Origin of the sequence: Pseudomonas sp. (assembly GCF_048265905.1) — a bacterium.
In the GTDB taxonomy this organism is placed as follows: Bacteria; Pseudomonadota; Gammaproteobacteria; order Pseudomonadales; family Pseudomonadaceae; genus Aquipseudomonas.
This window is the reverse complement of sequence record NZ_JBLXAP010000017.1, coordinates 47,053-69,459: the sequence shown is the minus strand read 5'-3', so window position 1 is coordinate 69,459 and position 22,407 is coordinate 47,053. Positions and strand designations below refer to the sequence as shown.

Genomic DNA, 22,407 nt, shown 5'->3' with positions numbered 1-22,407 from the left:
TGTGAGAGTAGGTCATCGTCAAGCGCCTATACCGAAACCCCAGATCATGTAAGTGATCTGGGGTTTCTCTTTGTGCAGAAAAAAGTTCTACGCCGACAGAGCAGGCTGCAGTTTACGTAACAGTCAGTCAATCAAGGCCGATACCAGTCGATAAAAGGCCACCTCGCTGTGGCTTTCAGGCTTAGCAATCCGGCCAAGAGCTAGCTGCTAGTCAGGGCAGGGGGACAAAACGCCACTCGCTGCTTTATTTTTCGCAGGGCGCTGCGCGCGGGATTTGTCCTCCCAGGTTCAATACCTTGGTGGGGTACCCGGCGCGATTAAAGTGTCATCCGCCGTCTTGATTCGTGTCTACAGCCGCTTAGAAACGAGCTTGCCCAGCAAGCTTGAAGGGATTGTTGGCAACGATATACGAGAGTCGGTTGAGCGAATCGGACAAATAAAAAGGCAGACCCGAGGGTCTGCCTTTTTGTTTTGAGATTGCCCGCTGGAGTGCTTATTAGATGTTAGCTGCGAGGGCCTAAGCTGCTGATAATGCTGGCGACTTGGCGTGGCTTGCAGTTGAAATAAGCCGACTGTTGGGTCCAGCGCGCTTTCGGGTGCCAGGCAAACAAGAATTGGCCGCCGCTCAGCTTGTTAACCACCATTCGTGCAATCTGTGGCCGTACAGCCGGGCAACCCAGGCTGCGACCAATGCGGCCTTGGCTGCGGATCAAATTAGGATCAACGTAGCTCGCACCATGGATGACAATGGCGCGTTCGCGAGCAAGGTCATTTAAGCCCGGTTCAAGGCCGTCCATACGCAATGATAGGCCGTGCTTGCCGCTGTAGCTCTCAGCAGTGCGAAATAGCCCCAAGCTGCTTTGATAGCTACCCAGACGATTTGAAAATTGACTTGCAATGTTCTCACCTGACATCCGACCGTGAGCAACATAGTCCCGCAATATCAATTTCTGACGCTTAAGGTCGAATATCCATAAGCGTTTGGCAGATGACGGTTGTGAGTAATCAATGACGGCGAGGTTGTTAGCGCGAGCGGCACCGTTATTGACCGCACACTGCATGGCGGCAACAGCGTGGCGCAAGGCTTCGCGGTCGATTCCCGGCGCTACTTTCGTAAGCTGGGCAACCAGCGGGTCTTTTATTGGTTGAGTGGAGGCGGCCAAAAGCGGACCACAGAAAGACATTAGCCCTGCAACACAGAGCCGACGAACCCATACAGACATAAACCCTTCCCCTCTAAAGCAATTGCTTCTGTGCATCCTGGCGTCGACCTTGCGATGACTCGCTTATACTTATTATCGGGCCACATTAGAGGTGGCGGATCTGTATAGCTAAGGATGGAGCAGTTAATTGATCAAAAAACGAGTAGTTTACACGGTCTTGGCCCTTATTCTGGCGCCATTTGTCGGTCATGCAGTGACGTTGCCGCCACTTGAATCGAACCCGACAGATAGTATGGGCGTGCTTATTGATACGTTATCTACCAGCTGCACGCCACTGCCGACAAGCCTAGACGATTTTTCCAGAGCGCAATTGCATGATTTCTATCGACCGCTTGCTGGGGAGTTGGCTTGGCCAAATGAAGCCACACGGGTCATGTTGTTGGAGCAGGTCAATCAACTAGCCGATGATGGATTATCGCCGACCGATTACCCAATACCGAGTATGCCGCTCGATGCCAATCCCAAAATGCGTGCATGCATTGATATTCTAACTACCCAAAGCTACCTGCAGGCGCTGCATGACCTGCATTACGGTCGCTTGTCGCAACAGAAGCTGGAGAGTATTTGGCGCTCTTCCGATATGCCGACACGGCCTGGGGCGAACGTCACGATACTGCCAGTCGCCATCGCTAATCTATCGGAGCCCGAACTGGCTTTCAAAGCCGTGCGCCCGAGCCTAATGCAGTATCAACAATTACGCGCAGCCTATGCTGTGCTGCGCAATAGGCCGCTGCCAAGCTGGCAGCCGATTGCCGATGGACCCACACTGCGCCCGGGACAATCTGACCTGCGTGTTCCAGCTTTGCGTACCCGGCTTAATGCCGAGGGCTACAACACCGCGCTTTCAACCGGTAATGTCCAGACCGATACCCGGTTTGACCCGGGCACCGTTGCAGCCCTCAGAGCATTCCAGGCGCGTCATGGTATTAACGATGATGGTGTGCTGGGTACTGCGACCCTGACCGAGCTTAATGTTTCGCCACTGACCCGGCGTGATCAGCTACGCGCCAATCTTGAACGCTTACGTTGGCTCGCCGATGATTTAAGCCATGCACGAGTTGCGGTTAACGTCGCCGGGGCCGAAGTGATGTTGATGCAAAATGGTGTTGATGTGTGGCGTAAGCGCACGCAGGTTGGCCGTGCCGAGCGTAAAACACCTTTGTTGGTGTCTCGTATCAATCGGTTAACCCTAAACCCGACATGGACGGTGCCGCCGACTATTTTACGTGAGGACAAAATTCCGGCGATCCGCAGTGATATTGGCTACCTGGATAAGCACCAGATGCATGTGTACAACTACCAAGGCCAGCGTCTCGACCCGCATGACATCGACTGGTCTAAACCCGGCGCAATCATGCTGCGCCAGGCTGCCGGGGTGAATAACCCGCTTGGCCGGGTAGTACTGCGATTTGATAACCCATACTCGGTATACCTGCACGATACGCCCAGCCAGCGCTTATTCAATCGATCTCCACGGGTGTTCAGTTCGGGTTGTGTACGCGTTGAGGCTATCCAGACATTGCTCACCAAGATCCTCGACGAAGATGAGTTGCGCACAGTCCAAGCCCGACTTGATTCAGGCAAAACCAGCCAGTATCGCCTGAATCAGCAGCTCAATCTGGTGATGGCTTATTGGACGGTCGAAGTCGATGCCAACGGCGTGGTTCATTACTACCCGGATATGTACGACAACGACCAGAAAATAATCACTGCACAACTGCTCGATAAATAAGTGCTGCCTGCGGGTTCTGGCCACAATAGCGCGTCGGTTCCGGCCGCGCGCTGTCTAAAAAGATTTGGCAATTTTTCTGAGCTGGGTCAGCACGCTTTTGGCCGAGGGAGAAAGTAGATCCTCGTGTTTGGTGATGATTCCATACGCCATCAAACTGCGATTCAGATCCTCCTCGATTCCTGCTTCAACATCGACCACTGCCAGCATGTTGTAACGTGCGTAATGGGCGACTACCTCGCGTGGCAGCACCGTAAGCATGTCGTTGTGCTCAAGCAAGGTGGTGACCATTAGCAAGTTCTCGGCGTTTACCACTTTGCTTGGCGGTAGCATGCCTTTTTGTTGAAACAAGGCATCGAACTCATAGCGTAATACGCTTCCAGACGGTGGCAGCACCCAATCAGCTTTATGCAACGCCTCACGAGACAGGCGCTGATCGATCAAACCGGCGCGGGCACACACGCACAGCGGTTCTTTGTGCAAAGGCTCGAAATGCATACCCGAGAGACCGACATCAGTGAAGAAGCGTGCGACCAAAAAATCCAGCTCGCCGTCATTCAGGGTTGTCATCAGGTCACGACTTGAGCCTGTGTGGATGCTCAGTTCAAGATTGGGATGCAACTGCTTTACCTGGCGGATCAACTCCGGCAGCAGGTCGGCGCAAGGGGTGAGAATAGTACCGATGCGAACATGGCCGCGATGCCCGGCACGTAAGGCGGTTACTTCATCAAAAGCGCTATCAAGGCTGGTCTGCACGCGTCGCGCGTAACGAATGACCGCCTCACCGTAGAGAGTGGGTATTACGCCACGCGCGTGGCGCTCGAACAGCGGCACTTCGAGCCCATCCTCTAATTCTTTAACCAATTTAGAGATAGCTGGCTGGGAAATACCTAAGCCTTCAGCTGCTCGATTGAGGTTGCAGGTTTCGCCCAGTGCGACCAGCACCGGAATGTGCCGACTCTTAAGGCGGGCGCGCACGAACCAGTTGTTATTAAGTGGCTTCATTCGACAAAGGTATATCCATTTGTATATGTATTTGGCGAAATTACATATTTGTTGATTATCCGTGATCTGTCTACTCTCTGGCCTTGGAATACCTGTGCTGATCTGCTTTTTGACTCGGTACACAGGTGTACGAGTAGCGCCCTAGACGGCCCTACCGCCAAAATGCCTGATAAAAATAAATGGAGAGGCACCATGCAACCCAGTAAATTTTCCCATCGCCTGACCCTGAGCGCCGTTGCTATGGCTGTGCTCCTAAGTTCCACTGCCGCTTTTGCCAAAGAGGAGTGGAAGTTCCAGATCAACGTCAATGCTGGCGATGATGAATACCGAATCGCTCAGAACTGGGCGAAAGATGTGGCTGAAAAAACCAAGGGTGAGATCGTCATCGAAGTGATGCCTACCGGGACCATCGTCGGTAACAACGAGACGCTGGACGCTGTTGGCGCCGGTATCATTCAGGGCCAAATCACCGACCCCGGTTACTTCTCAGGTAAGAACCCAGCATTTGCTGTATACGGCAATATGGTTGGCGCCTGGAGCGACACCTCAACTTTCCTCGACTACATGCGTAATGGCGGCGGCGAGGCGGGTTACAACAAGCTGGTTGAACCCTACAACGTTCACCTGATTCGCGCAGGCGCAGTTGGCGTTGAAGCGTTGATCAGCAAAAAGCAGATCAACACCCTAGCTGATCTCAAAGGCATGAAGATTCGTGCGCCGGAAGGCATGGTTTCAAACATCTTCAAGTTGGTCGGTGCAGCGCCCGTGAACCTACCGACATCCGAGGTTTACACTGCTTTGGAGAAGGGTGTAATTGATGCCGCCGATTACACTGTGTTCGCTACCAACTATGAGCAGGGTTATTACAAGTACGCGCCATTCGCCGTGCATCCGGGTTTCCACTCGATGCCAATGAAAGACATCTCAATCAACAAAACCATTTGGGATGGCTTGAGCGCGGAGCAACAGAAAGTCCTTGAGGATTCGGTTGACCAGTTCACCGCGACGCTGATCAGTGACCTGCACAAGAAAGACCAGGAACAGGTTGAACTGGCTACCCAACGCGGCGATGTGACCTTGACCACGCTGTCCCCTGAAGAGCTGAAGAAATTCCGCCAGATTGCCCGCACCGAGTGGGACACCTGGCGTAATAGCAGCCCCGAAGCCAAGGACGCTGTGGATTCAATCAAGTCATATCTGCAGAGCAAAGACCTGCTCTGATCCCCCGCACGACCTGTGCTGCTCTGCACAGGTCGCTCTGGAAGCCAGGAGTCATCCGTGAAAGCGAACCCGCCTTCGAGCGACGATCCGCTCGGTGTTGCTGAGCCCGAATCCGTGCTCAGCAGCAATCCCCTCGACCGTTTTATCCAGCGTATTGGTCAGGCAATTGCCTGGCTGGTGTTTCTGGCAATGTTGGTCAGTGTTTATGAAGTGATCATGCGCTACGGCTTCAATGCGCCAACCGATTGGGCGCACGAAACCACCACGTTCTTGGTGGCGGCTATCTTTGCCTTGGGTGGTCCGTATGCGCTGGCGACCAATCGGCATATTCAGATTCGCATCCTGCTCGATCGGCTCTCACCGCGTAAGCGTAACTGGCTCGAGATGTTCAATCTGCTACTGGGCATATTGTTTTGCCTTGCGATTGGCTACGCCGCCTGGGTGTTGGCATTTAATGCCACCCATTCGCCAACCGGTGCTTGGCGCCTCGAAACTTCAGGCTCAGCCTGGAACCCGCCGCTTCCTGCTTTTACCAAGATCGTCATCCTGATTGCGATCGCCATCATGGCGCTGCAGCAGGTGGTGCGTATCGGTCGCCAATGGCGCAACAAGCAATAATTCGAGAACAGCGCCATGAGTATTGAAATCGCTACGTATCTGATGATTTTTGCCATCTTTGGCCTGCTGGTTATGGGGCTGCCGCTGGCGTTTGTGACGGGCTTGGTTGCCGCAGGTTTTACCCTTGGCTGGTTTGGCCCAATGGCCACGCCGCTGGTGGCCAGTCGCATGTATGGCTTTATCACCGAGTACTCACTCGTCGCCGTACCCATGTTTGTGTTTATGGCGGGGTTACTCGACAGGTCGGGCCTGGCCCGAGACCTATTTAACTCAATGCGGTTTTTCGCCGGCAGAATGCCCGGTGGGGTCGCAGTACAAACCTTGGTGGTGGCGTTCTTCCTGGCGGCCATCTCCGGCATCATCGGCGGTGAGATCGTCCTGCTTGGCTTGTTGGCACTGCCGCAAATGCTGCGTCTGGGATACGACAAACGTATCGCGATCGGTGTGGTTTGCGCTGGTGGTTCGCTCGGCACCATGGTTCCGCCGTCAATCGTTTTGATCATCTACGGATTGATCGCCAGCGTGTCGATTGCCGACCTGTTCAAGGCCGCTGTGGTGCCCGCTGTTTTGTTGATGGGTTGCTACATGCTCTATGTGGTGGTGATGTGCATCCGCTACCCGCAAATGGGCGGCGCGCATATCAAGCAGGATTCAGATGGCCTTCCGCGCCTGACAGTGTCCGAAGCGATCAAGGGCATGTTCTACCCGGTGGCCATTGCTGGGTTGGTGCTGGGCAGTATTTACGGCGGTATCGCCTCGGTTACCGAAGCGGCGGCAATGGGCGCTTTGGGCGTGCTTCTGGCTATTATTCTGCGTCGCGAATTTAGCGTGAAAATGCTTCAGGCCAGCCTGACCCAGACTCTGGAAACCTGCGGCATGATCGTCTGGATCGGGATTGGTGCTGCTTGTCTGGTTGGCGTTTATAACCTGATGGGCGGCAACCGCTTCGTTTCTTCGGCGATCACCGGCCTCGACGTCGCGCCTATCGTCATCATCATGGTGATGATGCTGATCTTCCTGGTGCTGGGGATGATCCTCGACTGGATCGGCATCGCCATGCTGTGCCTGCCGATCTTTGTGCCGATTGTTGTGCAGCTTGGCTACAACCCGGTGTGGTTCGGGATTCTCTTCGCCGTGAGCATGCAGGTCTCGTATATCTCGCCACCGTTCGGGCCCGCCGCTTTCTACCTGAAAAGCGTGGCGCCGCCCGACATAACCCTGACCGACATTTTCAAGGCGATGGTGCCCTTCATCATCATTCAGCTGTGCGTACTCAGCCTGCTGTTGTTCTTCCCGGTTCTTTCTACCGGCTTGCTCTGAACCGAACTTTTTCCCGATCACCTAGGGAGGCTCAGGTGGGCTTCCCCTTGCACGACAGGTCACAATCATGACTGAGAAACGCACGCTTCGTTCTGCCCAATGGTTCGGTACAGCCGACAAAAACGGCTTTATGTACCGCAGTTGGATGAAAAACCAAGGCATTCCCGATCACGAGTTTCAGGGCAAGCCGATCATTGGTATCTGCAACACATGGTCTGAGCTGACGCCGTGCAATGCGCACTTTCGCAAGATCGCCGAGCACGTCAAAAAAGGCGTACTTGAAGCGGGTGGTTTTCCAGTGGAGTTCCCGGTGTTCTCCAGCGGAGAATCCAACCTGCGGCCGACTGCAATGCTCACCCGCAATCTGGCGAGCATGGATGTTGAAGAGTCTATCCGTGGTAACCCGGTAGACGCCGTGGTGTTGCTCACCGGTTGCGACAAGACCACGCCAGCGCTATTGATGGGCGCTGCCAGTTGTGACGTGCCAGCGATTGTTGTAACCGGCGGGCCGATGCTCAATGGTAAGCACAAAGGCAAGGACATTGGGTCGGGCACCGTGGTTTGGCAGCTTAGTGAAGAAGTCAAAGCGGGCAAAATCTCGATTCATGACTTCATGGCGGCTGAAGCTGGCATGTCGCGTTCAGCGGGTACCTGCAACACCATGGGCACGGCCTCGACGATGGCCTGCATGGCGGAGGCGCTGGGCACATCCCTGCCGCACAACGCGGCGATTCCTGCGGTGGATGCGCGGCGTTATGTACTGGCGCATATGTCCGGTATGCGCATTGTCGAGATGGTGCGTGAAGACTTGCGGTTGTCGAAAGTGCTCACCCGTGAAGCCTTCGAGAATGCGATTCGGGTTAACGCCGCCATTGGCGGTTCGACCAATGCGGTGATCCACCTCAAGGCTATTGCCGGGCGCATGGGCGTTGAGCTTGAGCTGGATGACTGGACCCGCGTCGGGCGCGGCACACCGACTATTGTTGACTTGCAGCCGTCCGGACGCTTCCTGATGGAGGAGTTCTATTACGCAGGCGGCCTGCCAGCAGTGATTCGACGCTTGGGTGAGAAGGGCCTGTTGCCTAATCCAGATGCGCTAACAGTTAACGGCAGCAGCCTGTGGGCCAACTGCATTGACGCGCCGATCTACGGCGAAGACGAAGTGATTCGTCAGTTGGATAACCCTTTGCGTCGCGACGGCGGCATCAGTATTTTGCGCGGCAACCTTGCACCCAAAGGCGCAGTACTGAAACCCTCTGCGGCCTCGCCAGAGCTGATGCAGCACCGTGGTCGGGCGGTGGTTTTCGAGGATTTTGACGATTACAAAGCGCGTATCAATGATCCTGATCTGGATGTCGATGAGAGCTGCGTATTGGTGCTGAAAAATGCCGGTCCCAAGGGTTATCCGGGCATGGCCGAGGTTGGCAACATGGGCCTGCCGCCAAAGGTGTTGGCCAAGGGCATCACCGACATGGTGCGGATTTCCGATGCGCGCATGAGCGGAACGGCGTATGGCACCGTGGTGCTGCATGTCGCGCCGGAAGCCGCTGCGGGTGGGCCATTGGCCGTGGTGCAAAATGGTGACTTCATCGAGCTCGACTGTGATGCAGGACGCCTGCACCTGGATATTTCGGATGCAGAGCTACAGGCGCGACTTGCAGCGTGGCAGGCGCCGCAGGGCTTGATCTGGGACGGAGGTTACCGCCGTCTGTATGTTGATCACGTGCTGCAGGCCGATGAGGGCTGTGACTTTGACTTTCTGGTCGGCTGCCGTGGCGCCGACGTGCCGCGCCATTCGCATTGAGTCAAATGTAGCCCGTGTGCGTCGGGCTAGCTGATAGTGCTTATGATCATTGTCACCGCTTGGGCTTGCGTCATCCGGGCGGTGTCGATGGTCAATGGTGCGTTATCCCAAGCCTGATAGTCATGGTTGACGACTGATTGCCAAGTCGGTGGATTCAACCCGGCAATATCGGAACTCCGCGTTTCAACCCGCCGCTGGTGCTCTGTTAAATCCGAACATCGCACCTCGATATTGACGAGCTCTACGCCGGCACTTGCTGCTGTCTGGCTCCAAGCGTTTCTGCTTTCGGCTACAGGGTTTACGCAGTCGACTATGACGCTGTTGCCAATTTGCAGATTGCCCAGAGCGAGGGCATTGGCGACCTCGTAACCGCTGCGTCCGACATCACGAGCCAGAACCGCTGAGTTTCGCAGCGTCTGTTCGATGGCGTCGATGCGCAGATATACGGCGCCCGTTTGACGAGCAAGTTCGCTGGCGATGGTGGTCTTGCCGGTGCCGGGCAGGCCGCTGAAGACGATGAGCATTTGTTGTCCTTGATTATCCAGTCTGAGTCCATGTCCGCATGCTGCCCGCAATATAAACTCTTGGCAAAAAAATGCCCGGCGCATTGGCCGGGCATTTTTTATTGTGTGTGCCGAAGCCCTCAGCTTCTCGTTACCGTCATAGGGCGCTGGTGCTTGGTTTGCCATCGACCAGGCGCTGAATACCCAGTGGATTAGCATTCTGCAGCGCTTCTGGCAGCAGTGCATCCGGGCAATTTTGGTAGCAGACCGGGCGCAAGAAGCGATCAATCGCCAGCGTGCCCACCGAGGTGCCGCGCGAGTCAGATGTCGCCGGGTATGGACCGCCGTGAACCATCGAGTCGCACACCTCGACACCCGTTGGATAGCCGTTGAGCAGCAGGCGTCCGGCTTTTTGCTCAAGTACCGCCAACAGGTCGCCAGCGTTGCGCAGATCCGCCTCGTCGGCGATCAGAGTCGCTGTGAGCTGGCCATGCAGGCTATGCAGCGCACGCAGCAGTTCAGCACGATTCGCCACTTCGACAACGATAGTGGTTGGACCGAATACTTCTTCCTGAAGCAGTTCGTCACCCTCAAGTAGCAAGCTCACATCCGCCTTGAATAGCTGGGGATATGCTTGGTTGCCAGTTTGTTCGCTGCCCGCCAAATGGTTGATGCCTGCGTGTGCATGCAAGCGCTCAAGGCCGCCAACGTAGCTTTTGAGGGTGCCGGCATTGAGCATGGTCTGCGCCGGTTTGTCGCCCATCTGCTGGGACAGGGTTTTGATAAAGGCGCTGTATTCCGGTGAGCTAACGCCGATGACCAGGCCCGGACTGGTGCAGAACTGGCCGCAGCCAAGCACAACCGAAGCGCTGAGGTCGGCTGCAATATTGTCGCCACGGGCTTTCAAGGCTTCAGGCAGCATCAGCACCGGGTTGATGCTCGACATCTCGGCGAATACAGGGATTGGCTGTGGACGTGCAGCGGCCATGTCGCACAAGGCGCGGCCACCTTTCAACGAGCCGGTGAAACCGACGGCTTGAATGGCCGGGTGTTTGACCAGCGCCTCGCCGACACCTGAACCGTAGATCATATTGAATACGCCAGCAGGCATACCGGTTTTCTGCGCGGCGCGTGTGATAGCTCCCGCTACGCAATCAGCAGTGGCCATGTGGCCGCTGTGAGCCTTGAACACCACCGGGCAACCCGCGGCCAGTGCCGCCGCGGTATCGCCGCCAGCGGTTGAGAAGGCCAAGGGGAAGTTGCTGGCGCCGAACACCGCAACCGGGCCAACCCCGATGCGATATTGACGTAGATCCGGGCGAGGCATTGGCTGGCGCTCGGGCAGCGCCTGGTCGATCCGCGCACCGTAGAAATCGCCCCGGCGCAGTACTTGAGCAAACAAGCGCATCTGTCCGCTGGTGCGGCCCCGCTCGCCCTGAATGCGTGCTGCTGGCAGCGCAGTTTCACGGCAAACCAGCGCCACGAAGTCATCACCCAATGCATCAATCTCGGCTGCGCAGGCTTCGAGGAACTCGGCGCGCTTTGCCGCAGGCAGGCTGCGGTAAGCTGGGTAAGCCGCAGCCGCTGCTTCGGCAGCCGCGTTTACTTCATCGGCCGTGGCTTGATGGAATTGGTAGGGCAGCGCTTCGCCGCTCTGGGCGTCGTAGCTCTGAAGGGTGATGTTGCCTGCAGCGCTACGGCCGCCTGCAATGTAGTTCTGACCGAGAATATCGGGCATGTTCGACTCCTTGACTTTGTGGGTTCAGAGAACCTCAAACGCAACACGTCGAGGCGATGGGCGTAAGCCCGCGAATTGTGAGACGGGTTCTTTTGAAACCGCGAAAAGACACCAGCTCCGTAGCATGAAACTGGCGTCCTGATGCCTTTAGAAAACGCTATCAAAGCGCTTTGACTGTACCGGCAACAAAACCAGTTTGATTAACTTCAATGCCATTGCGCAGTGGCTCGCCGAAGGCCTCAATACTGATCTCGAACTGATCTCCGGGCTGCGCTTTGACGCCGTCAGCGAAGGACAGTGTAGCGGTACCAAAGAAATGCACATGAACATCACCGGGACGCAGGAATTGCGCGTACTTGAAATGATGATATTCGAGGTTCTCCAGGCTGTGGCACATGTTTTCCTCTCCGGAGAGAAATTCCTTTTCCCAGAGCACTGAGCCATCGCGACGAATACGGCTCATACCCGCCAGATGCTTGGGCAACTCACCCAGGCGCGCTTCTGGGCCGAAGGAGCAAAAGCGTAATTTCGAGTGGGCCAGATACAGGTAGTTCTTGCGTTCAACCACGTGGTCGGAAAACTCATTGCCCAGCGCGTAACCCACGCGATAGGGCATGCCGTCATCGCCAATCACATAGAGTCCGGTGAGTTCAGGCTCTTCACCAAAGTCTTCAGCAAAGTGCGGGGCAGGAAAGTTGGCTCCGGGGCGAACCACTATGCTGCCATCGCCTTTGTAAAACCATTCAGGTTGAGCGCCAGCGGTGCCAGACTTTGGACGGCCACCTTGCATGCCCCAGCGGAACATCTGCATGGTGTCGGTCAGCTTGGTTTCTTCTTGCTCGCTCTGCTGGTGCATTTTGTCACGGGTCGAGGCGCTGCCGAGGTGAGTCAAGCCAGTACCGCTGACGAGGCAATGCGCAGGGTCTTCATGGTCCAGCGGTGCGAGCACACGACCAGCGTCGAGCACTTCGCGGTAGAGCGGCCCAGCGTCGAGCCCTTGAGTATCTATCTGCGCCTGCAAGTTGCGCTGGTTACGAATAGCGGTGAGCGCCAACTCACGGGTGCTACTGGTATCACGTACGATATCAATACGTTCGCCGTTAACCACGCCGACGTGGCGTTGGCCCTGTTCGTTTTCGAATTGAATCAAGCGCATAGCCGAAGCTCCGGTAGTTGCAGTAATCGCTTGTGCAGCGGTAATTGATAACCACCACTTTAAAAATCCCTGGCGATGCTGCCTAATGAAAGCTTCTGATTGAGCGATAACTTTTAGTCATCACCATGATCTCGTCCTTGCCTTCAATTGTTTCGCGCCTGCGCCTCAAGCAAATGCGTTTGCTGATTGCCCTCGATGAGCAAGGCTCGCTGCATCGTGCGGCCGAGCAGGTGGCGATTAGTCAGCCCGGCGCAACCAAAGCGCTGCACGAGATAGAGACGACCTTCGGCGCCAGCCTGTTTACCCGCACCAGTCAGGGTTTGGCGGCGAATGATCTAGGCCGCTGTGTCATTCGCTATGCGCGACTTATCCACAGCGACCTGGCGCATTTGCGCGAAGAGATGATTGGCATCATTCAGGGCCATGGCGGGCGCTTGTCGGTTGGGGTGATCATGGGTGCGGTACCACAACTGATGCGCGCTTTAACCCGCCTACGCGAGACGCAGCCCGAGCTGTCGGTGGAGATAGTCGAAGACACGAGCGAACGGTTGCTTAGCTTGATCGATCAAGGGCGTCTGGACCTGGCCATCTGCCGCACCAGTGTCAGTCGCAGACCGGATGCCTACGATTGCCTGAGCCTGTTCGAGGAGCAACTGGTGCTGGTGGCTCACCCCGAGCATCCGCTGGTGGGTGTTGAAGGGCTGCAACTGGCGCAACTCAGTGATTGTCGCTGGGTCATCTATCCGGCCAATATGCCCATGCGCTTGCTGCTTGAGCACGAATTCAGTCAGGCAGGCCTTGAGTTCCCGCGTTACCCGCTGGAGACCGCTTCTACCTTCACCATGCTCAGCCTGTTGCAGCAAAACTCAATGTCGGTGGCGGTGATGCCACGTGAAGTCGCTGAATTCAGTGAAGGCTTCGGTATGATTCGCCGTCTGCACCTGCAACTGCAATCACGGCGTGAGCCCTACGGTGTGATTGTTCGCCACAACAGCCAGCTCTCTTACCCCGCGCAATTGCTGCTTGAAGAGCTGCAGCGTGAGGTCACACTGGCGCCCGATGAGCATCGCGGTTAACCCTTGATCGCGTCTCAATCCTTTTGACTCTCTGCCCCGCCGCAGTGCGCTTGTGCATCCGGCATATCGTATAAATCGGTTGAATACTGGCCGCACACGCTCTGCGCGGGGCGCACCAAACAGGGTCTGAATTGCACCCTGTTGGAGCATTTAATTCAATAAATTAAAGTGTTGAATTATTTAATTCATATGCCTATGCTCAATCTCGATACGCCTGTTCACGTAAACAGGCGGCCTGCTGAACTGACTTGAATCGAGGAGCTAGACATGAACGTGAAATTACTCTTGGGCATGGCCATCGCCACTGTGTTTTCAGCATCGACTCTGGCCGCCGACTGGACGGTTGGCGCTAACGTGGGCAACGTCCCATGGGAGTTTCAGGACGCAAAAGGCGAGATCGTTGGCTTCGAAGTTGACGTGGTGAAAGAAGTCGCCAAGCGCGCTGGCAAAAGCGTCGAGTTCATCAATATCCCATTCAATGGCTTGTTCAGCGCCGTGCAATCCAAGCGCGCCGATATTGCTATTTCATCCATCACCATTACGCCAAAACGCCTTGAATCGGTCGGTTTTGCCCAGCCCTATTACGACAGCGACCAGTCACTTTCGGTGCTGACTAAATCGGGAATCAAAGGCTTGGATGGCATGGCCGACAAAGTGGTTGGCGTTGATACCGGTTCCACCGGCGACATGTGGGTTGGCGAGCACAAGGGCGAATACAAGTTCAAGGACGTATCACGCTATGAAGGTTTATCGCCAGCCATGCTCGATCTGGCTTCGGGCCGTCTAGATGGTTACATCAGCGATATTCCCGCTGTGCTCTATTACATCAAGGACAAGCCGCAATACGCCGTGGTCGCGCGCATTCCGACTGGGGAGAAGTACTCGCTGATGCACGCGAAAAACTGGGCCGAGAGCGCCAAGGTCAACGACATTATCACCGCCATGAAGAAGGAAGGCGTGATCGCTGATTTGCACAAAAAGTGGTTCGGCGCTGATGCGGCAGCTGACTCAAGCACCGTTCAGGTCACTGACGCACCGAAGTAATCCGACCCACTGTTCACGAGCAAGGTGTATTCCATGGAGCTGCTACATACATTCTTCAATTGGGGCGTATTTGTAGATGCGCTGCCACTGATGCTTCGCGGCCTTGGCGTGACCGTGCTGTTGGGCGTCGTCAGCATCATTCTCGGTTTGGTCGGCGGTTTAGTGCTGGCCATGCTTAGGCTCTATGCCTTCGCGCCGATTCGCTGGTTGTCACGGGCCTATATCGACGTGATGCGATCGATCCCGTTGTTGGTGTTGCTGGTGTTGATCTACTACGCATTGCCATTTGTAGGGATTCGCCTGTCGTCATTTGCGGCAGCGGCAGCGGCGTTGTCGCTGGTGTCGTGCGCCTATTCGGCAGAGATTTTCCGATCCGGTATTGAAGCCATTCCACGCGGCCAGTTTGAAGCTTCAGCGGCGCAAGGCATGAGTTTTTTCAACACCATGCGTGACGTGATCCTGCCGCAGGCCATGCGCATCGTCATGCCGCCGATGACCAGTAACTGCATTAACGTAATGAAAGACACTGCATTGGCATCAGTGGTAGCCATGCCTGATTTGCTCAAGCAGGCGACTCAGGCGCAGGCGCTGGCCGCTAACCCGACACCGTTGGTTGGGGCTGCGGTGATGTACCTGCTGCTTTTATTGCCTCTGGTGCAGTTGGTTGGTTGGGTCGAACGGCGCAATGCTGCTGGAGGTAAAGTCGCATGAGCAACGTGATCGAAATCGAACACATGAACAAGTTCTATGGCCAGTTCCAAGCGCTGAGCGATATCAATATGACGGTCGAGCAGGGTGAAGTGGTGGTCATTCTGGGGCCATCCGGCTCAGGAAAGTCCACGCTAATTCGGTGTATCAACCTGCTGGAGGCCTATCAGGACGGGGACATTCGTGTTGCTGACCAGCGTGTGGAAAACGGTCCCAAACTTGCCGGAATCCGCTGCGAAGTCGGCATGGTTTTTCAGAACTTCAATCTCTATCCGCATCTCACTGTGTTGGCCAATGTTGCACTGGCACCGGTACGGGTTCGCGGTATGTCGCGCAGCAGTTCTAATGAACGCGCACGGGCGCTGCTGGAGAAAGTCGGCATGGCTGCTCACGCTGACAAGTATCCAAGCCAGCTGTCCGGCGGCCAACAACAGCGTGTAGCCATCGCGCGGACCATGGCCATGGAGCCACGCGTGATCCTGTTTGACGAACCCACCTCTGCGCTTGACCCCGAAATGGTTGGCGAAGTGCTCGACGTCATGCAAAACCTGGCGCGTTCTGGCGTGACCATGATCGTGGTCACTCACGAAATGGGCTTCGCACGTAAAGTCGCCGATCGGGTGATCTTCATGGAGAGCGGGCGAATCATCGAACAGAACAAGCCGCAGGAATTTTTCACCGCCCCGCAAGAGCCGAGGACCCAGGCTTTTCTGCAGGCGATTCTGCACCACTGATACTTTCGGGAGACTTATTTTGACTTTGCTCGATATCAATTACGTTCGCAGCCAGTTCCCCGCTTTGGCTGATGGCTATGCCTATCTCGATAACGCCGGTGGTTCAGCTGTACTCAAGCCGGTTGCCGAGCGCATCAGCCAATATTTGCTCAACCATGCCGTACAACTTGGCGCCTCGTATGAGCCTTCAGTACAGGCTGGCGCTAAAGTCATGGAGGCGCGTGAGTCAGTTGCGCAGCTGATCAATGCTTACCATCCAGAAGAATGTGTAATGGGCGGCTCGACCACCCATTTGCTGCAAATTCTCACGCGCGCAATTGCGCCATCGATCAAGCCCGGCGATGAAATCATCGTGACCCACAGCGACCATGAAGCCAACATTGGCCCATGGCAGCGCTTGTGTGAAGAGCGTGATGCGGTGTTGCGCGTATGGCATGTCGATACGCAAACCCTGGAGCTGGAACTGGCTGACCTGGATGCATTGCTCAACCCGAAAACCCGCTACGTGGCCATGACCCACGCCTCGAACATTCTGGGCAGCGTCAACCCAGTGGCTGAGGTTGCACGCCGCGTGCATCAGGTTGGCGCTAAATTATGTGTCGACGCGGTGGCGTACGCGCCGCATCGGCTGGTCGACGTGCAAGCCAGTGGCGCTGATTACTACGTGTTCAGCTTTTACAAAGTATTCGGTCCTCACTTTGCCGTGCTTTGGGGCAAGCGTGAGTTACTTCTGGAATTACCCAGCCTTAACCATTTCTTTATTGGTCCTGAGGTTGTGCCCTACAAGTTGCAGCCGGGCAACCTCAACTATGAGCTGTCGTACGGTTGCATTGGCATCAGTGATTACTTGATTGATATTGGCCGTCGTATCGGCGCTGAAGGCAGCGAGCGCGAGCTTATGCAAGCGGCTTTCGATGCCTTTGAGGTGCAAGAAAACCTGTTGGCTGAAACACTACTGGCTTATCTGCGTGAGGCGCCGGGAGTGCGTATCATCGGTAAGCCCCGGGTTACCGATGGTGACCGAGTGCCGACCATCAGTTTTGTCGTCGAAGGCGTGCAGTCCGAAGCCATCGTGCGCCGCATTGATAAGGCGCGCATTGGCATTCGTTTTGGCGATTTCTATGCACGCCATTTGATCAACGAGCTGGGTCTGGCGCAACAAGGCGGGGTGGTGCGCGTGTCGATTGCACACTACAACACCGTTGATGAAATGACGCGGTTAGTGGCCTGTTTGGCCGAGGCTATTGCCGAGCTGCGTCACACCTGATTCCCACCGAGCGATCTGCCTATGTCACTGCCACAAACCATGGATGAACTGCGTTCTGCAATCGCGCTAGGACAGGACAAACTCACCAGCCGAATGCGTGACGCCGCGCATTACCTGATTGAGCATCCGCATGATGTCGCGCTCAATACCTTAGCGGCGCTGGCCAAGCGTTCAGGTATTCCCGCTTCGGCGTTTATCCGCCTGGCGCAAGCATTGGGCTACGGCGGCTTTAGCGACTTGCAGCGGGTGTTCAAAGCGCCGCTGGAGAAAGCTGGACAAGGCAGCTTTAAAGAGCGAATCCGTCATTATCGCGGTGAACAGTTGCTGGATGACCCGACCGATATCGGCGCCATGCTCGCTGCGTTTAGTCAGGCCAATATTGTTTCGCTCGAGCACTTGGCCGAAGGCGAACAAGTGCAGGCATTGGAGCAGTCGATCGCTCTCTTGCAGAAGGCGCGCACGACTTTTGTTGTTGGCATGCGTCGCTCGTTTCCGATGGCGGCGTACTTGAGCTACGCCTTGAGCCGCGTAGGCCGACGTGCTGTGCATATCAGTGGTTTGGGCGGCAGCCTGCGCGAGCAGGTCGGTGCGCTGCACGGCGATGATGTATTGGTAGCTGTGAGCTTCCCGCCATATGCGCAAGAGACTATTGATGCCTGCGAGCAGGCATTGGCTGCCGGCACGCCGATCGTGGCAATCACCGACAGTATTCTCAGCCCAATCGGCCAATGTGCTTCGGTGATGATCGAAGTTGACGATGCAGAATTGCTCGGTTTCCGTTCACTGACCGCCGCATTTTGTATCGCTCAGACATTGGCCATGGGCTTGGCGTTTGGCGATGGCCAAACCGACCATGAAGCCTTGAAATATATTGATTGCTGAGCCTCGGCGGCTGAGCGATTTGCCAAACCTGTAGGAGAGTTTACCCATGGCGTTACCGCTTCGAGATCTGGTTGGCTATGGCCAGCAACGCCCGCAAGGCACTTGGCCCAATGGTGCGCGGTTGGCGATCAGTATCGTAATCAACTACGAAGAAGGCTCCGAGCGCTCGCTGGCGATGGGCGACTCTGACCAAGAGAGCATGACCGAGTGGGGCAGTTATCAGTTCCCCGATGGCGTGCGCAATCTGGCCATGGAGTCGATGTACGAGTATGGCTCGCGCGTGGGCATCTGGCGGATTCTTGACATTCTGCAACAGACCGATGTACCGGCCACCTTTCATGCCTGCGCCGTGGCGTTCGAGCAAAACCCGGATGTGGCCAAGGCAGCGGTTAACCTCGGCCATGAGATTTGCAGCCATGGCTATCGCTGGGAAGAAGTGTTTCGCCTGAGCGAAGAGCAGGAGCGCGAGCATATTCGGCTGGCTGTCGAGTCCTTCGAGCGTACTTGCGGTAAGCGTCCAGTGGGCTGGTATTGCCGCTACGGCGCCAGTGTGCGTACGCGTCGATTGGTCGCTGAAGAGGGCGGTTTTTTGTATGACTCCGACGCCTACAATGATGATGTGCCGTACTTTGTCGAGGTCGAAGGCAAGCGACATTTGGTGGTGCCTTACACCAGTGACGTGAATGACTTCCGCTACTGGAACTCTCCCGGCCTGTCGCAAGCCTCAGACTTTCTTGAGTACATGAAAGAAAGTTTTGACGTACTGCACGAAGAGTCGGTCGATGGCTTGCGCATGATGTCCATTGGTCTACATCCGCGCATGGTTGGCCGCCCGGGCCGGGTGCGCGCAATAAGAAAATTTATTGAGTACGCCCAAGGCCACGAAGGTGTCTGGTTCGCTACCCGCGAACAAATCGCCCAAGCCTGGCTGCAACGCGACGCTGCAACGGTGCGGTAAATCGCGTTCTGTCGCTATGCGGGGTGTCGGCACAGTCACCTCGCATCTGGATTACGTCACTCGCGGCACTACCGACTGCCTGTCCGCTGGGCGGCGCCTTTATATGAGGCCTGATATGCAAGCTTTCGATACCGTCATTCGCAATGCTCGCGTGGTTACCGCTGCGGACATCTTTACCAGTGACATCGGTATTCGCGATGGACGCATTGCTGCGCTGGCGCTGGACCTTCCGCAAGGGCAACATGAAATAGATGCTGCTGGTCGCCACGTCACACCCGGTGGTGTCGACAGCCACGTGCATCTGGATCAACCGACCGGAGATGGTTCGGTGATGGCTGATGATTTTCTCAGCGGCACCATTTCAGCCGCTTGCGGTGGCACCACGACGTTGATTCCGTTCGCCTGCCAGCAAAAGGGTGAATCGTTGCGCGCGGCGGTGGATGACTACCATCGCCGTGCTGGTAACAAGCCGGTGATTGATTACGCCTTCCACTTGATAGTGACCGATCCAACGCCTGAGGTTCTGCGTGAAGAGCTGCCTGCGCTGATTGCCGAAGGCTACACCTCGTTCAAAATTTACATGACCTATGACGCCCTCAAGCTGGGTGATCGCGAGATTCTAGAAACTTTGTCGGTAGCGCGGCGCGAAGGTGCAATGGTCATGCTGCATGCCGAGAACAGTGATTGTATCGCCTGGCTGACCGAGCGCTTGTTGGCCGCTGGTCTGAGCGCGCCGAAGTATCACGCGACATCCCGGCCAATGTTGGTCGAGCGTGAGGCTACGCACCGTGCGATTGCCTTGGCCGAACTGGTTGATGTGCCGATTCTGATCGTTCACGTCTCGGGTCGCGAGGCGGTCGAGCAAATCCGCTGGGCGCAAAGCCAAGGGTTGAAGGTGTATGCAGAAACCTGCCCGCAGTATCTGTTTCTGACGGCTGACTCTCTGGGCTGTGATGACAGTTTTGAGGGGGCCAAATGCATTTGTAGCCCTCCGCCTCGGGATGCTGCCAATCAGCAAGTCATCTGGGATGGGCTGGAAAATGGCGCCTTTGAGATTTTCTCATCCGATCACGCCCCCTTTCGCTTCGACGGCCCAGACGGCAAGAAAGCGCACGGCGAAAACATTTCTTTTGACCAGGTTGCCAATGGTATTCCCGGTGTAGAAACGCGCATGGCGCTGCTCTGGTCGGAAGGAGTGCGCAGCGGACGAATCACCCCACAGAGCTTTGTCGCACTGACCTCAACCAATGCGGCGAAAATGTATGGCCTGTACCCGCGCAAAGGCAGCATCGCCATCGGCGCTGATGCTGATTTGGTCATCTGGAATGAAGGCCAGACAGTTGATTTGCGCAATGAGCTCTTGCATCACAACGTCGATTACACACCTTATGCAGGCATGCAATTGAGTGCCTGGCCGGCCATGACGCTGTCGCGCGGTGAGATAGTTTGGGATGGCGAACCCCGTGGCGAAGCGGGACGAGGCCAATTTATGCGCTGCGATCGACCAGCCCCCGCGCAATTGCGCCGACGCAAGACGGAGTTGCCTTTATGAGCATGGTTGAACAAGTTGCTGAACATTTGATTCGCGGCTGGCGCAGTGACGAACGTCAGTCGCATGAAGGTTTGATACTTGAGAGCGAAGCTCAAGCCTATGCCGTGCAGCAGCGCGTAGCGGATGCACTCGGCTGGTTTGCCGGGGCGCCTGCTCGGGCTTGGAAGCTTGGCGGCGCACCATATAGTTTTATCAGTGCGGCAAGGGTGCCAACAGACGCCATTCATGGATCGGGCTGGCAGGTGCCGCCCGGCTATTGTCAGGGGTTTGGCATTGAGGCTGAGTTAGTCGTGCGGCTGGGTTGTGATCTCGATGAGCATACCGACTTGGCCACAGCCTGCTCAGCAATTGACGCATGGCTACCCGGTATTGAGCTTTGCGATACGCGCTGGCTAAACGCAGATCAAGCCGCGCCAATGCTGCGCCTCGCAGATCAACAACTGAATCGCGCACTGATAATCGGCGAGCCGCACTTGTTGGCGCAAATGCCTGATTGGTCAACGCAAACCGCGCAGTTGCGGGTCAATGGTGTTTCGCAAATACATAACACAGGCAGCCATCCATTCGTGGAGCCGCTTAACTCATTACCTTGGCTGGCAAGACATGCCGCCGCACAGGGTGATCCATTGCGTGCCGGAGATCTGATCGCGACTGGCAGTTGGACAGGGATTTATTGGGCGCCGCTTGGGGTAGAGGTTGAAGTGGAGTTTGCCGGTTTGGGAGTAGTTACTTTATCGACTTAGTATCTTTCGGCACTTTATCAACTGTAACGGCCTCGGCAGTTATTTAGGGTTTTCTGATCAACACAGTTACAACGCCTGGAATGGATGCCTAATCGGTCTGCCACAGTTGGCGCAATGCGCTTGGCGCTAGCCCGGTCCAGCGCTTGAATGAGCGCCGTAAGTTGGTGGAGTCGTGAAATTGCAGGTAGGCCGCCACTTCGTCATTGCTCTGGCCCTTGATCTGGTACAGGTACAGCGCCATATGTTTGCGCGCCAGGTCGAGTTGCTCCTGAAAATGCGTACCGTGTCTTTGCAGTTTGCGCTTCAGGGTCGAGGGGCTCATGCCCAGAGCCATGGCGACGTTTTCCAACTGTGGCTGACAGCGCAGGTTGGCCAGCAAGTGACGGTAAAGGTAATCGAGCAAACTGGCTTCAAAACCCAGTTCTTGCAGCTGCTGCATGCTCTGTTGCTGAGCCGCAAGTCCGGCCGTTGGTGCCGCGCTTGGCCATGGCTGATGCAGATATTCTCGCGGCAAGCTGAGCAGATCCAATGGTGCATCGAAGCGTACGTCTTCCCCAAGATTGACCCAATACTGTTCGACCTGGCGTGGCCTCGCCTGAGCAATGCTGACTTTCCAGGGCAGTGGTGCGCCAGCCAGCCAGCGGCTCATGGCAATTAGCGCGGTCATTGCTGACTCGATTAAAAAACGCTGCTGTGTTCCGGCCCCGCAACTGTCCAGCCAGTATATGTAGACATTGTGTTCATCCAGCACCACGCGCGGGCTTAGCAGTGGGCTAAGCAAGGCCCGGAGCTGGCATAGCACATCCAGTGCCTGGCTCAGATCGGTTGCATGTTGCAGGGCATGGCTGGCTGCGCCGTAATAACCGGGCAACAGCCGCTGACCAAATAGAAAACGGGTGTCTGCGGCGGCCAGTAGACGTTCACTGTTGTCGATCAGTTGTAAGAATTGTTGGGCACTCAGACGAGCACGGCCTGCTTGTAGGTCTTCGTGGAACAGCCCCGTTCCGCGTAACAGGCGATGGCTATCGATACCGCGTGACAATGCTAAGTCGACCAGTACCGCAGGTTGCCAGTGACCGGGGATAAAGCGGCTGTCGTTCTCATACCAGGTTGTCTTGAGAGTCAT

20 protein-coding genes are annotated in these 22,407 nt (G+C 56.0%); 14 read left to right on the top strand and 6 right to left on the bottom strand.

The genetic code is table 11. The features are described 5' to 3' along the window. Window positions 1-503 precede the first annotated feature (503 nt). A complete protein-coding gene (locus ACN0UH_RS17995; protein WP_417663343.1) occupies window positions 504-1,223 on the bottom strand; it encodes a murein L,D-transpeptidase catalytic domain family protein in 720 nt (239 codons plus the stop codon). 127 nt (window positions 1,224-1,350) lie between these two features. Between ACN0UH_RS17995 and ACN0UH_RS17990 the strand changes: the two genes are divergently transcribed. After that, a complete protein-coding gene (locus ACN0UH_RS17990; protein WP_417663342.1) occupies window positions 1,351-2,955 on the top strand; it encodes a L,D-transpeptidase family protein in 1,605 nt (534 codons plus the stop codon). Between the two features lie 54 nt (window positions 2,956-3,009). Here the strand turns inward: ACN0UH_RS17990 and ACN0UH_RS17985 are convergent, their stop codons facing one another. Further along, window positions 3,010-3,957: a LysR family transcriptional regulator gene (locus tag ACN0UH_RS17985; RefSeq protein WP_417663341.1), complete on the bottom strand. Its 948-nt coding sequence runs from the start codon at window positions 3,955-3,957 to the stop codon at window positions 3,010-3,012. 192 nt (window positions 3,958-4,149) lie between these two features. Between ACN0UH_RS17985 and ACN0UH_RS17980 the strand changes: the two genes are divergently transcribed. The 4 genes from ACN0UH_RS17980 (at window position 4,150) to ACN0UH_RS17965 (ending at window position 8,920) form a co-directional block, all read left to right on the top strand. After that, window positions 4,150-5,178: a TRAP transporter substrate-binding protein gene (locus ACN0UH_RS17980; RefSeq protein WP_417663340.1), complete on the top strand. Its 1,029-nt coding sequence runs from the start codon at window positions 4,150-4,152 to the stop codon at window positions 5,176-5,178. A 57-nt stretch (window positions 5,179-5,235) separates the two neighbouring features. Then, complete coding sequence (locus ACN0UH_RS17975) at window positions 5,236-5,796, top strand: TRAP transporter small permease subunit (RefSeq protein WP_417663339.1); 561 nt, start codon at window positions 5,236-5,238, stop codon at window positions 5,794-5,796. 15 nt (window positions 5,797-5,811) lie between these two features. After that, window positions 5,812-7,116 (top strand): TRAP transporter large permease, encoded by a 1,305-nt coding sequence (locus tag ACN0UH_RS17970; RefSeq protein ID WP_417663338.1) that lies wholly within the window; start codon window positions 5,812-5,814, stop codon window positions 7,114-7,116. 67 nt (window positions 7,117-7,183) lie between these two features. Continuing rightward, window positions 7,184-8,920, top strand: coding sequence for an IlvD/Edd family dehydratase (locus tag ACN0UH_RS17965; protein ID WP_417663337.1), 1,737 nt, complete (start codon window positions 7,184-7,186; stop codon window positions 8,918-8,920). Between the two features lie 26 nt (window positions 8,921-8,946). Here ACN0UH_RS17965 and ACN0UH_RS17960 read toward each other — a convergent pair whose 3' ends face one another. The 3 genes from ACN0UH_RS17960 to araD1 all read right to left on the bottom strand — a co-directional run bounded on the left by ACN0UH_RS17960 (window position 8,947) and on the right by araD1 (window position 12,317). Then, the gene (locus ACN0UH_RS17960) at window positions 8,947-9,444 is read right to left on the bottom strand and encodes an AAA family ATPase (RefSeq protein ID WP_417663336.1); all 498 of its coding nucleotides are present in this window, start codon (window positions 9,442-9,444) and stop codon (window positions 8,947-8,949) included. 136 nt (window positions 9,445-9,580) lie between these two features. After that, window positions 9,581-11,161 carry an aldehyde dehydrogenase (NADP(+)) gene (locus ACN0UH_RS17955; protein WP_417663335.1) on the bottom strand — a complete coding sequence of 527 codons (1,581 nt, stop codon included), beginning with the start codon at window positions 11,159-11,161 and terminating at the stop codon, window positions 9,581-9,583. Window positions 11,162-11,321: 160 nt separating this feature from the next. Beyond that, entirely contained in the window at window positions 11,322-12,317 is a 996-nt protein-coding gene (gene araD1 / locus ACN0UH_RS17950; RefSeq protein ID WP_417663334.1) for an AraD1 family protein, read from the bottom strand. 125 nt (window positions 12,318-12,442) lie between these two features. Here araD1 and ACN0UH_RS17945 point away from each other — a divergent pair, with 125 nt between their 5' ends. From ACN0UH_RS17945 to ACN0UH_RS17905, 9 genes are all read left to right on the top strand, one after another. After that, entirely contained in the window at window positions 12,443-13,393 is a 951-nt protein-coding gene (locus tag ACN0UH_RS17945) for a LysR substrate-binding domain-containing protein (RefSeq protein ID WP_417663333.1), read from the top strand. 267 nt (window positions 13,394-13,660) lie between these two features. After that, window positions 13,661-14,437: a transporter substrate-binding domain-containing protein gene (locus ACN0UH_RS17940; RefSeq protein WP_417663332.1), complete on the top strand. Its 777-nt coding sequence runs from the start codon at window positions 13,661-13,663 to the stop codon at window positions 14,435-14,437. Window positions 14,438-14,470: 33 nt separating this feature from the next. Beyond that, window positions 14,471-15,148: an amino acid ABC transporter permease gene (locus ACN0UH_RS17935; RefSeq protein WP_417663331.1), complete on the top strand. Its 678-nt coding sequence runs from the start codon at window positions 14,471-14,473 to the stop codon at window positions 15,146-15,148. Next, window positions 15,145-15,879, top strand: coding sequence for an amino acid ABC transporter ATP-binding protein (locus tag ACN0UH_RS17930; protein ID WP_417663330.1), 735 nt, complete (start codon window positions 15,145-15,147; stop codon window positions 15,877-15,879). Before ACN0UH_RS17935 ends, ACN0UH_RS17930 begins: the two co-directional genes overlap by 4 nt. 19 nt (window positions 15,880-15,898) lie before the next feature. Continuing rightward, complete coding sequence (locus ACN0UH_RS17925) at window positions 15,899-17,146, top strand: cysteine desulfurase-like protein (RefSeq protein WP_417663329.1); 1,248 nt, start codon at window positions 15,899-15,901, stop codon at window positions 17,144-17,146. 21 nt (window positions 17,147-17,167) lie between these two features. Then, on the top strand, window positions 17,168-18,028 hold the full coding sequence (locus ACN0UH_RS17920) for a MurR/RpiR family transcriptional regulator (protein WP_417663328.1): 861 nt from the start codon (window positions 17,168-17,170) through the stop codon (window positions 18,026-18,028). Between the two features lie 46 nt (window positions 18,029-18,074). Then, window positions 18,075-18,986, top strand: coding sequence for an allantoinase PuuE (locus tag ACN0UH_RS17915; RefSeq protein ID WP_417663327.1), 912 nt, complete (start codon window positions 18,075-18,077; stop codon window positions 18,984-18,986). Window positions 18,987-19,101: 115 nt separating this feature from the next. Further along, window positions 19,102-20,538 carry a dihydropyrimidinase gene (hydA, locus tag ACN0UH_RS17910; protein ID WP_417663326.1) on the top strand — a complete coding sequence of 479 codons (1,437 nt, stop codon included), beginning with the start codon at window positions 19,102-19,104 and terminating at the stop codon, window positions 20,536-20,538. Next, complete coding sequence (locus ACN0UH_RS17905) at window positions 20,535-21,281, top strand: fumarylacetoacetate hydrolase family protein (RefSeq protein WP_417663325.1); 747 nt, start codon at window positions 20,535-20,537, stop codon at window positions 21,279-21,281. The genes hydA and ACN0UH_RS17905 overlap by 4 nt, the downstream gene beginning before the upstream one ends. 88 nt (window positions 21,282-21,369) lie before the next feature. On the opposite strand, the gene ACN0UH_RS17900 is transcribed toward ACN0UH_RS17905, so the two are convergent. Continuing rightward, a complete protein-coding gene (locus ACN0UH_RS17900) occupies window positions 21,370-22,407 on the bottom strand; it encodes an AraC family transcriptional regulator ligand-binding domain-containing protein (RefSeq protein ID WP_417663324.1) in 1,038 nt (345 codons plus the stop codon).

Bases quoted from the DNA above. Each gene is read 5' to 3' on its own strand.
- ACN0UH_RS17935 (WP_417663331.1), top strand. From the start codon at position 14,471: ATGGAGCTGCTACATACATTCTTCAATTGGGGCGTATTTGTAGATGCG.
- ACN0UH_RS17930 (WP_417663330.1), top strand. From the start codon at position 15,145: ATGAGCAACGTGATCGAAATCGAACACATGAACAAGTTCTATGGCCAG.
- ACN0UH_RS17980 (WP_417663340.1), top strand. From the start codon at position 4,150: ATGCAACCCAGTAAATTTTCCCATCGCCTGACCCTGAGCGCCGTTGCT.
- hydA (WP_417663326.1), top strand. From the start codon at position 19,102: ATGCAAGCTTTCGATACCGTCATTCGCAATGCTCGCGTGGTTACCGCT.
- ACN0UH_RS17940 (WP_417663332.1), top strand. From the start codon at position 13,661: ATGAACGTGAAATTACTCTTGGGCATGGCCATCGCCACTGTGTTTTCA.
- ACN0UH_RS17960 (WP_417663336.1), bottom strand. From the start codon at position 9,444: ATGCTCATCGTCTTCAGCGGCCTGCCCGGCACCGGCAAGACCACCATC.
- ACN0UH_RS17965 (WP_417663337.1), top strand. From the start codon at position 7,184: ATGACTGAGAAACGCACGCTTCGTTCTGCCCAATGGTTCGGTACAGCC.
- ACN0UH_RS17945 (WP_417663333.1), top strand. From the start codon at position 12,443: ATGATCTCGTCCTTGCCTTCAATTGTTTCGCGCCTGCGCCTCAAGCAA.
- araD1 (WP_417663334.1), bottom strand. From the start codon at position 12,317: ATGCGCTTGATTCAATTCGAAAACGAACAGGGCCAACGCCACGTCGGC.
- ACN0UH_RS17955 (WP_417663335.1), bottom strand. From the start codon at position 11,161: ATGCCCGATATTCTCGGTCAGAACTACATTGCAGGCGGCCGTAGCGCT.
- ACN0UH_RS17995 (WP_417663343.1), bottom strand. From the start codon at position 1,223: ATGTCTGTATGGGTTCGTCGGCTCTGTGTTGCAGGGCTAATGTCTTTC.
- ACN0UH_RS17920 (WP_417663328.1), top strand. From the start codon at position 17,168: ATGTCACTGCCACAAACCATGGATGAACTGCGTTCTGCAATCGCGCTA.
- ACN0UH_RS17915 (WP_417663327.1), top strand. From the start codon at position 18,075: ATGGCGTTACCGCTTCGAGATCTGGTTGGCTATGGCCAGCAACGCCCG.
- ACN0UH_RS17900 (WP_417663324.1), bottom strand. From the start codon at position 22,407: ATGACTCTCAAGACAACCTGGTATGAGAACGACAGCCGCTTTATCCCC.
- ACN0UH_RS17985 (WP_417663341.1), bottom strand. From the start codon at position 3,957: ATGAAGCCACTTAATAACAACTGGTTCGTGCGCGCCCGCCTTAAGAGT.
- ACN0UH_RS17970 (WP_417663338.1), top strand. From the start codon at position 5,812: ATGAGTATTGAAATCGCTACGTATCTGATGATTTTTGCCATCTTTGGC.
- ACN0UH_RS17905 (WP_417663325.1), top strand. From the start codon at position 20,535: ATGAGCATGGTTGAACAAGTTGCTGAACATTTGATTCGCGGCTGGCGC.